The following is a 12,211-nucleotide window of genomic DNA, read 5'->3' as shown; positions in this document are numbered from 1 at the left end:
TTTGTTTGATTAGAATATTGCAATAAAATTATGCTACAGGCGGCACATCCGGTGTTTTTATCACTGCCTTTTCTTCCGGCTGCTGCTGAATAGATTTTACAGATTCCACTTCTATCTGCTGTACCCATACCGCATAATCATTGGGATAGATTCTTGAGCCGGTATGCACAGCATACACATGCGTGAACACTGCTCCAAAATACAATATCATAGCAGAGTAATATACCCACAACAACATTACAATTACAGAACCTGCTGTGCCATAAGTGCTGGACATTTTGCTATGTCCCAGGTAATAACCAATTAAAAATTTACCCACCATAAAAAGTGCAGCGGTAGTAAAAGCACCTGCTCTTACATGTCTCCACCTTATCCTGGCATCGGGCAGCACTTTAAATATCATGGCGAATAGTAATGCGGTAATGCCAAAGGTGAGTACCAGGTTAAGGATATACACCAGTATCACCGTTAGCTGCGGAAACATTTTAGTAAGATGATTGATCAATGCATCCATGGCTCCATTGATGAGTAAAGAGACGAGCAATAAAAAACTAAGGCTTACTACTATGGAAAAAGAAAGCAAACGGTTGAGCACCATCTTAATAAAACCTTTTCCTTTTTTGGGCCTGGCTTTTAATTTCCATATCAGGTTAATCGAATCCTGTATTTCACTGAATACACTGGTGGCACCAAACAATAAAGTAATGATACCAACAATAGCTGCAAAATTACTGTTGTTGGATAAAGCTGCGCCACGTATAGTTTGTTGAATTTGTATAGCGGCATCGGTACCCACAAAGGCTGATATCTGGTGGTATAATGTGCCTTCTATTGCAGCCCTGCCATAAAAAATATCACTGACAGAAATAATGATGATGAGCATAGCAGGCAAAGAAAATATCGTATAAAAAGCCAGCGCTGCACTCAGCTTAAACACTTTGGTGTCTATAAAATCAGCAAAGGATTGTTTAGTGATTGTCCATATATCTTTTACTGAAAATTTCATGTGGTCATTTTAATTTATCATTGTTCTTATGCCTTTCTCCATCCCTTATATTTTTCTTTTCAAAATTCTTTTGCAGCGCAGTCGTTAAATCTACACCTGTTTGGTTGGCTAAACAAATCAATACCCACAAAACATCTGCCATCTCATCACTCAACTCTTTTCCTTTATCACTTTCTTTAAAAGATTGCTCACCATATTGGCGCACCATCAACCGGGATAATTCACCAACTTCTTCCATTAGTATGCCAAGATTGGTCAACTCACTGAAATATTTTACGCCAACTGTTTTTATCCATTGGTCAACATCTTGTTGTGCCTGCCTGATTGTAATGTCATTCATACTTACATTGTTTAATGGGCTAAAGCCCGAAAGGAATTTGATGCATTGCCCCCGGCTTAAGCCAGGGGCAATGCAAGTATAATTAGCCCATCATTCTTTGTTTTTACTGTCAATGATAATCGTCACCGGCCCGTCATTCAGCAATGAAACTTTCATATCCGCACCAAATTCTCCTGTAAAGATTTTCTTCCCCAGGTCATTTTCCAATTGCACAATCATTTTTTCATACAGAGGGATAGCCACATCGGGTTTGCTTGCTTTAATATAAGAGGGACGATTTCCTTTTTTGGTTGCGGCATGCAAAGTAAACTGGCTGACCAATAAAATATCACCATTAACCTCTTTTACTGAAATATTGGGCACTTTATTGTCGTCATCAAAAATGCGCAGGTTAATGATCTTGTTGCTTAACCATTCGATGTCTTCCATAGTATCTGCATCTTCTATACCCACTAAAACAAGCAGGCCTTTTGTGATAGCCGATTTAATATGGCCATCAATAGTTACTGATGCATTATTTACTCTTTGAATTACAACTCTCATTATCGCATATTTAATTCGGCATCTAAAATGATATCTTCCATTGCCACATCTTCTTTGTTTATACTTTCCACTACATAGGTGTTGGTCATGGTATCGTGCCAGCCTCTCGGCTCCGCACCAAAAAAACTAAATGCTTCAAAGGGAATTAAGCGACAGAAAGTTCTTCCCAGTATTTTTGCAAAACCAGGGCGTACGCCATACTCATTTACAATGGTAGTACCTGTTGCACATTTACCTGCAGTAGTATTAAATATTCCTTCTAAAACAATATAATAGATCAGTAAAACAGGTATTTCAATAGCAATAAATATTTCTGTAGAAAATTCAAAATGACGCCTTAACTGACTACTGAATACCTGAAGGTTAGTGAGAACGATAAAAGCAACTACTATTGCATCTACCAACCTGTTGATAAAACGCAATCCTGCCGATGCCGGCCAAAACTGACCGGTACGTTCATTACCCAGCTCAATAAAATTCAGCTTGGCAGTTTTATTAAAAGACAACATCCGTAGTCCTGTAATGCTGCATATGATTAATGACAGGTTAATTACACAGCCCACATAAAAGGTCCAGTTTACATCCGGTGGCCTGTTATCCGGCCCATAGGTTTGAGAAAAAAACTGCACATACCAGAATACCAGAAAAGGAAAAGACATTATTTCCAGGCACATGATTATCCGCAATAAATTACTGCGTTTAAATTGCGATGCAATAAAAATAACCACGCCTGCTATACCTGCAAAAACAGGAATGTACCTGATGAAAGCACCGATCTGAAAACCATAATCACCGGCATCAATTAAAGTTCGGAAAAACCAGTATAAATTATAGCCGTAAGTAACGGCAAAAACAATGGCAATAACAGTGTATATTTTTTTAGGGTTCATCAGGACAATTTTACTCAAAGAAATAGCTAATTATCTACACCAAAAAAAATTAAAAAAATAAATGGCGGGAATGATGGAAATGTCAGATAAAGTACTTTGAAATTTTCACCCGGAAGCGAAAATGCCCTGAAACACAGGGAAAGAAATTTTACTGAAAAAAACAAGATTTTAAACGAACATTTTTTTTAATAAAGTGGGGAAAAGTGAGCAAACGCAATACAGGATTGCGTCTTTAAAATTATCCACCAATTTTGTCCACAAGTGTTAATATTAAAAAGTTTGTTTGTTCGTCTGTAACAAATATTTTCGTTTGCTTAACAATTACTTAACCCACTTTAAGCACTTATTATATGTCAACGAAGAAACCATTATCCCCCAAGGCGTTGCAATTCAGCCGCCAGTTCACTAAAGAAGGTGTTAGTCCGTACGATATGTTTGAATATGATTATCGTACCTCTGTTATCAAAAACCCAACAGGCGAAGTAGTATTTCAAATGGACAATGTGGAAGTGCCGAAACAGTGGAGCCAGATAGCAACAGATATCCTGGCACAAAAATATTTCAGAAAAGCTGGCGTACCACAGGCAGATGGTACTACAGGAAGAGAAACAACAGTGAAACAAGTGGCCCACCGCATGGCACATTGCTGGCGGGTATGGGGCGAAAGATATAATTATTTTGCAACCCCCAACGATGCAGAAGTTTTCTACGACGAATTGGTGTATTCAATTTTAAACCAGGCTTGCGTACCAAACAGTCCGCAATGGTTTAATACCGGCTTACATGAAGTGTATGGCATTACCGGCAAACCTCAGGGACATTATTATGTAGATGCCATTGACGGGCAATTAAAAAAATCTGCCAATGCCTACGAACGTCCTCAACCACATGCCTGCTTTATCTTAAGTGTAAATGATGACCTGGTGAACGAAGGTGGCATCATGGACCTATGGGTTCGTGAAGCAAGAATTTTTAAATATGGTAGTGGTGTAGGTACTAACTTCAGCAGCATCCGTGGCGAAGGTGAAAAATTGAGCGGCGGCGGTACATCAAGTGGTTTGATGAGTTTCTTAAAAATTGGTGACCGTGCGGCAGGTGCAATTAAGAGTGGTGGTACTACAAGAAGAGCAGCTAAAATGGTTTGCTTAGATCTTGATCATCCTGAAATTGTAGAATTTGTTACCTGGAAAACCAAAGAAGAAGATAAAGTGGCGGCGTTAATTGCTGCAGGTTATTCTAACGATTACGAAGGCGAAGCATACAGAACTGTCAGCGGACAAAACAGTAACAACTCTGTTCGTATCCCTAACTCATTCTTTAAAGTATTAGATGAAGACGGAGAATGGGAATTGAAAGGCAGGAGCGATGGCCGTGTGATGAGAAAAGTAAAAGCAAGAGATCTGTGGGAAAAAATTAATTACGCTGCATGGCGTTGTGCTGATCCCGGAACACAATACGATACTACTATTAATGAATGGCATACTTGTCCCGAAGGCGGGCCTATCAGGGCTTCTAACCCATGCAGCGAATACATGTTCTTAGATAACACTGCCTGTAACTTAGCCAGTGTTAACCTGCGCCAGTTTTTTGAAGAATCAACCAACACTTTTGATGTAAAAGGTTTTGAACATACTTGCCGTTTATGGACAGTAGTACTGGAGATATCTGTATTGATGGCACAATTCCCCAGTAAAGAAGTAGCGCAATTAAGTTACGATTACAGAACATTAGGTTTGGGGTTTGCCAACTTAGGTAGTATGTTAATGGTAAGTGGTATTGCCTATGATAGTGAAGAAGCAAGAGGTATTGCAGGTGCTATCACCGCAATTATGACGGGTGTTGCTTATTCAACATCTGCTGAAATGGCCGGCTTCCTGGGTGCATTTGATAAATACGAAGAAAATAAAACCCACATGTTACGTGTAATGCGTAACCACCGTGCGGCTGCTTATGATGCACAGGATGCATTTGAAGGCATTGAAATTAAACCACAAGGTATACAGGCAAAATATTGTCCTGATTACTTGTTGAAAGCTGCCACCAAAGCATGGGATGATGCAGTACAGCTGGGTGAAAAATATGGCTACCGTAATGCACAAACCACTGTAATTGCTCCAACCGGTACCATTGGTTTGGTAATGGATTGCGATACAACCGGTGTAGAACCTGATTTTGCTTTAGTGAAATTTAAAAAATTAAGCGGCGGTGGTTACTTCAAGATCATCAACCAAAGTGTGCCTGCTGCATTACGCAATTTAAAATACAGCGAAAGCGAAATTGAAGAAATTGTAAACTATGCCAAAGGCCATGCTTCATTAAATAACTCTCCTTTCATTAATGCCAAAACATTAATGGAAAAAGGATTTACCACAGAAGATATTGAAAAGGTAAATAAAGTTTTAGGCGCTGCATTTGAAATTGGTTTTGTGTTCAACGTATATACTTTAGGAGAAGATTGTTTGCAACGTTTAGGATTTAAACCTGAACAATACAATGATTTTGGCTGGAGCTTACTGGAAGCATTAGGATTTAGTGATGAAGAAATTGAAGCAGCCAATACTTATATCTGCGGAACCATGACTGTGGAAGGTGCGCCTTATTTAAAAGACGAACATCTTTCTGTTTTTGATTGCGCTAATAAATGCGGACAAATTGGTCAGCGTTACATACATGCACACGGCCACATCCGCATGATGGGTGCAGCACAACCATTCTTGAGCGGTGCCATTTCTAAAACTATTAACCTGCCTAACGAAGCTACCCAGGAAGAAATTGCTGATGCATACCGCATGAGCTGGGAACTAGGTTTAAAAGCGTGTGCACTATACCGTGATGGTTCTAAATTATCACAACCATTAAGCAACAAATCTGATAAGAAGAAAAAACTGGATGACCCTATCAGTGAAGATAAAGCAGCAGAATTAGCAGCTAACATTTCTACCATGGTGGATATGGGTAAACTAACCATTGAAGAGTTGCTGGATGAAATGAACAAACGTGTACAGAACAGCGCCGATACTTCTTTAAAACGCCAGCTGGCAATGATTGTTGAACGCAGGGCTTTACCGGCAAAACGCAGGGGCTTTACACAAAAAGCAAAAATTAATGGCCAGGCATTGTTCCTCCGCACCGGCGAATACAATGATGGTACATTAGGTGAAATATTTATCGACATGGCAAAAGAAGGTGCTACCATGCGTAGTATGCTTAACTGTTTTGCTATCGCTATCTCTATCGGCTTACAATATGGTGTGCCTTTAGAAGAGTATGTAGAAAAATTTGTATTCACCCGTTTTGAACCAAGTGGAATGGTGGAGCATCCGAATATCAAATCAACTACTTCTATCATCGACTTTATGTTCCGCTCATTGGCGTATGAATATTTAGGCCGTAACGATTTAGTTCATGTTTTAGATAAACAACCGGAAGTACAAAATACAGGTAATGAGCCATGGGATGAAACCACACCCACTATCGGCGACCGTAAACCGGAGTTGAGTGAAGTAAGGGTAATGGGTAGCGCAGCACCACAGCCTGTAAAAGCAGAGCACCGTACTGCAGCAGCACCAAGGGTACACAACCCGATGGATGCGGTAAATGCAGCTGCTAAAAGTATGCAAAGCGATGCGCCTGCATGTAACACCTGCGGACACATTACTGTACGCAGTGGTACCTGTTACAAATGTTTAAACTGCGGTAACAGCATGGGTTGCAGTTAATAATTCGTCAGAACACACAAGCACATAAAAAAGCCATCAGCGTAAAAGCTGGTGGTTTTTTGTTGACTGCCATTCTTCAAAATACCATTTACAGGGTATAGATTTCTTTCACTACAACAATAGCTTTACCAAAAAAAGAATGGCTACAGAATTTATTACGGGATGGGTGTACAAAAAAGGAGAACTTACCAGGCAGAAAATGGATAACTGGATCATTGGTATAGCAGTAGTTGCATCGCTGATACTCACTTTTACTGTGGCCTGGCCATTAACGCATACCGGCATTCCGTTTACTGGTAAAATAAATAAGTGGCTGTTGCTGATAGTATTTTTCGGTATTGCAATCCTGTTGTATTATAGCTTAAGATTTTTTTCAGGAAGTTTATTTATGCTATATGGTAAAATTGCGGGTATTAAAGAAGAAGAGATCATTTTCACCAATCATAAAATTACCAGCACTAATAAAACATGGGTGTTGAATGATGAAATAAAAAAACTGACAAAAGTAAGTTTTACTACAGCAAAAGATAATGAACTGGTATTTAAAGGAACAGCAACCAAACCCGGAAAAACTCCGGTGAACTATACCGTTACTATTCCCGTGCCACTGGGAGAACTGCGAAATGCAGAAAAAGTATATGAATACTTTAAAGCCCTTCAATCCTGATACCCTTCTTCCGGTAATGCCTTAACAAAAGCAAATAACGTATTAGTAGTACCTTTATCGTTTCTGGTGAACCATGCAAAAGAATTTTTTTACCCGGCCCGGTAAATTAATTAAAAGTGCTGCACTCTTAATTTTTATCCAGGTTGCTTGCCTTAATGGAATTGCCCAGTCTTATATTGGGTACCACTCTTCTGCCTATGCAGGCGTGTATAGCATTGTAACCAGCCCTGCCGATATTTTAAATCACCGTGTAAGAGGCGATCTTAATATAGTTGGTGTGTCAACAGGTATTGGCAATAATACCATCAAATTCAATTACAAAAAGCGCAACGATGATAATGGCGGTGTTACTTTTCCGAACCCCATCACAAAAAATGGCAAGATGAATTTTAATACCGATGTACTCGGTCCATCTTTATTGATAAGGTTATCAGATAAAAATGCCATTGCACTTACTACGAGAGCAAGGTTGTTTACCAACATACATGATATCAGTAGTGCTATTTTAAATTCAGAATTACCCGATACCATACGAGCACAATTTATCGGCACTACACTTTTAAATACCAATATGTCGGTGAATATGCATGGCTGGAAGGAAGTAGCACTTACGTACAGCAGGCAAATTGCCAATACCGATTTTGGTGTGTGGAAAGCAGGAGTATCGGTAAAGTACCTGGGAGGGATAGCCGCAGTTTCGCTAAGTACCAGTAAATTTTCTTTTATCCATGATTCTATTGTAGACCCTGTTGATAATAAAAAGAAGGATGCCCTCGTAAACGCACAGGGAAGTATTATTTTGGGGTATACTAAAAATATAGATTCGCTTTCGGGCAATGATTTTACATCATTTAAAAACAAAGGCCTGGGGCTTGATATTGGCGTGAGCTATGAGTTCAGGGATGAGATGCAGGTTTATGAAACCCGTTACAGCGATAGAACCGCTAACTACATCTGGAAAGTGGGTGCTTCTATTACCGATATAGGATTTATCCGTTATCACAGGCAACAAACAAAAGGTATCATAACCAATTTTAATGGCAACACCTATACTATCGATCAGCTAAGTCTGCCATCAGATTCCACTGATGTTTATCAAATAGCAAACTATTACAAAAATCTTTTTAATGCAAGAACAGAACCTCCGGAACTTACTATGCAATTACCCACCACCTTGCACTTAACTTACGACCGCAATTTTAATAAATGGCTGGGTGTGCAAGGGCAATTGAACGTACCATTGGTATTTTCAAAACTTAGTTATTATATTGGCAATTACAATCCTGTTGCAGTTTTTGTTACACCAAGAGCAGAAATTCCTTTAGGTGGTTTGTATTTACCGGTAAGCTATAATTCCATTTCAGGTTTCCAGGCAGGTGCAGCTTTACGTTTGGGCCCGTTGGTAATCGGGTCATCTTCAATTATCAATTCAAGAGTTTTGGGTAATACAAAAACAGCAGATATATATTTTATTCTAAGACTGCCACTATTTGGTTACAGGGAATACAAAAATAAAACGTACAACCAGGAAAATCCTAAGCTCACTAAAAAGCAGCGCAAAGCATTAGATTGCCCGAAATAGTTGTATCAACTATTATTTCCTTTTCACAAAATCTTTAAGATAACTGCAGCTGTTAAATGCTTCTTTATAAAAAGGGGTATTGCCATATTCTTTTACCAGCTGCGGAAAATATTTGTTGTGTTTAAAATTGTCGAAGAATTTTTTTTCTGCTACTTCCATCTGGTCGTAGTTATTACTGTATTCTTCATATTGTGGCCGGTGCAATTGTTTCTGGCTGCATTTGGCCATCATAAATAAACAACGGGCTTTAAAATTTTTATCTGTACTGGCCGCCATTGCCTTTTCAAAATATTCCTGTGCTTTATAGCAACCATAATATTCTTTTTGAAAACTGGTGGCTCCATCCGGAATATAATACCCATCACTGCCACTGCGGTAATATTGTACCAGTTGCCAGGCATGGCCGTAGTAGGTCATATTGTAAAAGCCATTAGCCATTTTGTATAAATATTTTGCAGCATTTGCTTTATCTGTTGCTGCTGCTTTTTGTAAGCGCAGCATTTCTTCTGCAAAAGCTAATTTGGTAGTGGTAAATTTAGCTTCGGCAGGCAATGCTTCTTCCTGGTCGTATAACAGATCAATAAAAGGATTGGTAGTAAGCACGCCGGTTTTTTTATCCGCAGCTTTTTTAAACCAGGCAATAGCATTTGCATAATCGTAATCTCTTAAATAAGCAGTGCCTGCAAAATCAGTCACGTCTGCTTTTTTTACTACATTATGACTGATAAGATAGGCTTCAAATTTATTGGGCTGTTTGCTGTCTAATAAAGCGTATAATTTTTCTACATCTTTACTCACCAGGTTATTCCTTAAAAAATCAATTGCATTACTATAGCTATAAGAAGAGTTGGGTGACTTTGTAATAAAGTCAGCTGCGCCAATAGCTAAAGTTTCTTTGTGCAAGTCGCCCTGCTGGTGGTAACGTTGTGCCAGTATTTCACTCATCAGGTTGCGGTAAAAAGTTTTCCACGGCTCAATGCTGCTATAGCTGATGGTTTCAGGCTTTTCTGTTTTTACTTTTTCTTCCAGCCATTTTATCGAAGGTAAAAGCTGTTCTTCAAAAGCCGCATCTATTGTTTCTTTTTCGTTAATGGTAACCAGTATATTCGTTAGTGCCCACTGGTCTTTCACTTTTGCAGTAAGATTCATTTTTTCTGCAGTGGCTAAATATTTTTTTGCAGTGGCATAATCTTTCGTCATGTAAGCAGTATATGCTGCGCCTGTTTCAAATAAGCCTGCATTTTGTACTTTACCTTTTGAGGCAACATCATGCAAAAACGAAGACAATTCTTTTACTCTTTTAGTGTTTTCATTTAAAGCGCTATCCGCAACATTGTCTGCCCAGGAATAATATAATGCTTTACCACCTTTTTCCTTTTGCAGTAACGGCGTAAAATATTTTTCTTCCAGTTTATTAATTTCTCTGATGGCTAAAACTTCCAGCACATCTGCATTGGCATCAATAGCATAGATTTCCTTCATGGTGCCGGTTTCATTATCTGCACTGCCAATGGCAAACATGGCCAGCATGGATGCTTTCTCGCTATTGTTTTTGCACAATTGTAAATATTCACTTCTTGGCGTATCATATTTCACACTCCACTTAAAGCCTAAATAATTAGAAATTCTTTTTACCATCGAAGCACTGAAAGCTTTGCTGAATAAATAAGCCGCTTCCTTATCATTTCCTGTTCTGAATAAAGCACCCGCTTTTAAGCCAAGGCACAGCGGCTGTAAAATACTATTACCGGTGGTTATGCTGGCTGCATAATCATCGTACCATTTAATAACATCGGTATAGCGGCCACTGTAATGTGCCAGGCGCAATACCTGGTAAGCATATTTTAATTTGAAAATATCTTTTTTAGCTACTGTATATAATTGCTGTCCATTCTTTATCAGCTTTGCCATTTTCATACTGTCACGTTGTGGCATATCCCAGCTGGTTTCGCCTCCATACGCATACGGCTCCGCAAGTTTTGCATACATGATATAACCCAGGCCTTCAAGATCTTTTTGTTGTAAAAAATAATCCGTCATGCCGTTGCGCTTTACACTATCGGGTATTTTTAAAGGCTGATTTTTTTCTATGTTGAAATAAAGATTGTTCAGGTCTTTCCAGGCAAACTTGTTCACAAATTTTTTGGCGTCAGTTTCGGTAACACCAGCACCGCAGTACGTACTCCATTCTTTTGCCAGCACATCACTTGCTGTTAATGGTTCTGTTTCGTCATACAAAAAATTATAGCCGGTATAGTAAAATGGTTTGTAGCCTTTTGCGTCAGACAGGTTTTGATGAAAGAAAGAAGTGTAATAATCATATGGGTCAGCATCGGGGCCGCAGCCAATAATATTTTGGGGAAAAGCGATGAGTGCAGCACTAACGCAGGCTATTGTAAATTGTTTCCAGTTCATGAAGGGAATATTTGCTTAAAATTACAGAATCAAGATGGTAGAGTGATACCCTTGGATGGGTATTTTTCAAACGGGTATTTATTGCGGCTGCCGCAGATAATATTTCGGAGTAATTACTCTGCTCATTGCGTAGAATGTCTCCTTTTCTCAGGTCATAACCTTGCAGTAAAGTGTCTTTGAGTAATTCCAACCTGTTTTCTTTTTTTATCACAAAGTCGTTGGTAAATATGGTGTCAGGCAGGTTTTCAATTAGCCCGGTATACATATTGTTGTGGAATAAAACTTTCCATTCAAATAATGGTAATGCCACATCCAGCGGTAATGGATAAGTAGAAAGGTTACCAATATATTTTTTTAGTTCTTCAGTTTCAAGAATAGAATTTTTTGTAGCGGGGTTTTTAAGGTTGCCCATATTGTAGCACATCAGTAAACCTTTATCAACCGGGGGCACGCCTGTTTTATAAAAAAATTTTACTTGGTGCAAACGAATGGTAGCAGAAAGCAGTACAATACCAGATTGTTTTTTTATAGCACTTAGCAACGCAAAATACTTGGCTCTTGTTACGGCCGTCCAGTCGCAGTCAATTTGTATTTCAGGAATATTTGTAAAATTGTTCGCCTTAATAATATCATTGACAAGGGTATGAATATTACCTGCTAGTGCTTGTATTTGTAAACTATCTATCTTTTGTATGCACTCATTGGTAATAAAAACTGTTGGAATAAGCTGCATACCCTCTTGTTGCTTGTTGCTTATAGTTTGCAGTTTTGCTACGGGTAATGGCGCTTTTGAAACATCGTCCCAGTCCACATCAAAAAATTTAATGTAGATAGTTTTTACATGCAGAGAATCTAGCCGTTGTTTCTCAAAATCACTTAGTTTAAAAACAGATTTCCAGTAATAAAATGCAGGCTCAGTATTCCTGGCCTCTTTATTTTCGTTGCAGGAAAAAAATACAGCCGTCAGTAGAACCAGTATGCTGCCAATGATATCTTTGTAGCTATATTTGTTAGCGGTTATTTTAAAATGCATCTTTCTTCTTAAAAAT

General features: G+C 38.7%; 9 protein-coding genes. 3 read left to right on the top strand and 6 right to left on the bottom strand.

All coding sequences use genetic code 11. The annotated features are described in order from the left end of the window. Nucleotides 1-28: 28 nt before the first annotated feature. From ACQ334_RS08335 to ACQ334_RS08320, 4 genes are all read right to left on the bottom strand, one after another. Nucleotides 29-1,006: a YihY/virulence factor BrkB family protein gene (locus ACQ334_RS08335; protein ID WP_430987731.1), complete on the bottom strand. Its 978-nt coding sequence runs from the start codon at nt 1,004-1,006 to the stop codon at nt 29-31. 4 nt (nt 1,007-1,010) lie between these two features. Continuing rightward, nucleotides 1,011-1,346, bottom strand: coding sequence for a nucleotide pyrophosphohydrolase (locus tag ACQ334_RS08330; protein WP_430987730.1), 336 nt, complete (start codon nt 1,344-1,346; stop codon nt 1,011-1,013). A gap of 90 nt (nt 1,347-1,436) precedes the next feature. After that, the gene (gene dtd / locus ACQ334_RS08325; RefSeq protein ID WP_430987729.1) at nt 1,437-1,889 is read right to left on the bottom strand and encodes a D-aminoacyl-tRNA deacylase; all 453 of its coding nucleotides are present in this window, start codon (nt 1,887-1,889) and stop codon (nt 1,437-1,439) included. Beyond that, nucleotides 1,889-2,779 carry an RDD family protein gene (locus ACQ334_RS08320; RefSeq protein ID WP_430987728.1) on the bottom strand — a complete coding sequence of 297 codons (891 nt, stop codon included), beginning with the start codon at nt 2,777-2,779 and terminating at the stop codon, nt 1,889-1,891. The genes dtd and ACQ334_RS08320 overlap by 1 nt, the downstream gene beginning before the upstream one ends. Before the next feature lie 350 nt (nt 2,780-3,129). On the opposite strand from ACQ334_RS08320, the gene ACQ334_RS08315 reads away from it, so the two are divergent. The 3 genes from ACQ334_RS08315 (at nt 3,130) to ACQ334_RS08305 (ending at nt 8,747) form a co-directional block, all read left to right on the top strand. Then, complete coding sequence (locus ACQ334_RS08315; RefSeq protein WP_430987727.1) at nt 3,130-6,498, top strand: vitamin B12-dependent ribonucleotide reductase; 3,369 nt, start codon at nt 3,130-3,132, stop codon at nt 6,496-6,498. Nucleotides 6,499-6,637: 139 nt separating this feature from the next. Then, a complete protein-coding gene (locus ACQ334_RS08310; protein WP_430987726.1) occupies nt 6,638-7,165 on the top strand; it encodes a hypothetical protein in 528 nt (175 codons plus the stop codon). A gap of 73 nt (nt 7,166-7,238) precedes the next feature. Next, complete coding sequence (locus ACQ334_RS08305; RefSeq protein WP_430987725.1) at nt 7,239-8,747, top strand: DUF5723 family protein; 1,509 nt, start codon at nt 7,239-7,241, stop codon at nt 8,745-8,747. 12 nt (nt 8,748-8,759) lie between these two features. Here the strand turns inward: ACQ334_RS08305 and ACQ334_RS08300 are convergent, their stop codons facing one another. Both ACQ334_RS08300 and ACQ334_RS08295 read right to left on the bottom strand, forming a co-directional pair. Further along, the gene (locus tag ACQ334_RS08300) at nt 8,760-11,162 is read right to left on the bottom strand and encodes a hypothetical protein (RefSeq protein ID WP_430987724.1); all 2,403 of its coding nucleotides are present in this window, start codon (nt 11,160-11,162) and stop codon (nt 8,760-8,762) included. Beyond that, nucleotides 11,128-12,195 (bottom strand): hypothetical protein, encoded by a 1,068-nt coding sequence (locus tag ACQ334_RS08295; RefSeq protein ID WP_430987723.1) that lies wholly within the window; start codon nt 12,193-12,195, stop codon nt 11,128-11,130. Before ACQ334_RS08295 ends, ACQ334_RS08300 begins: the two co-directional genes overlap by 35 nt. Nucleotides 12,196-12,211 lie beyond the last annotated feature (16 nt).

Source organism: Ferruginibacter sp. SUN106 (assembly GCF_050611765.1).
In the GTDB taxonomy this organism is placed as follows: Bacteria; Bacteroidota; Bacteroidia; order Chitinophagales; family Chitinophagaceae; genus Ferruginibacter.
Note: the sequence above shows the minus strand (reverse complement) of the source record. Positions and strands in the feature narration are given on the sequence as shown.

Bases quoted from the DNA above. Each gene is read 5' to 3' on its own strand.
- ACQ334_RS08305 (WP_430987725.1), top strand. From the start codon at position 7,239: ATGCAAAAGAATTTTTTTACCCGGCCCGGTAAATTAATTAAAAGTGCT.
- dtd (WP_430987729.1), bottom strand. From the start codon at position 1,889: ATGAGAGTTGTAATTCAAAGAGTAAATAATGCATCAGTAACTATTGAT.
- ACQ334_RS08320 (WP_430987728.1), bottom strand. From the start codon at position 2,779: ATGAACCCTAAAAAAATATACACTGTTATTGCCATTGTTTTTGCCGTT.
- ACQ334_RS08310 (WP_430987726.1), top strand. From the start codon at position 6,638: ATGGCTACAGAATTTATTACGGGATGGGTGTACAAAAAAGGAGAACTT.
- ACQ334_RS08300 (WP_430987724.1), bottom strand. From the start codon at position 11,162: ATGAACTGGAAACAATTTACAATAGCCTGCGTTAGTGCTGCACTCATC.
- ACQ334_RS08315 (WP_430987727.1), top strand. From the start codon at position 3,130: ATGTCAACGAAGAAACCATTATCCCCCAAGGCGTTGCAATTCAGCCGC.
- ACQ334_RS08330 (WP_430987730.1), bottom strand. From the start codon at position 1,346: ATGAATGACATTACAATCAGGCAGGCACAACAAGATGTTGACCAATGG.
- ACQ334_RS08335 (WP_430987731.1), bottom strand. From the start codon at position 1,006: ATGAAATTTTCAGTAAAAGATATATGGACAATCACTAAACAATCCTTT.
- ACQ334_RS08295 (WP_430987723.1), bottom strand. From the start codon at position 12,195: ATGCATTTTAAAATAACCGCTAACAAATATAGCTACAAAGATATCATT.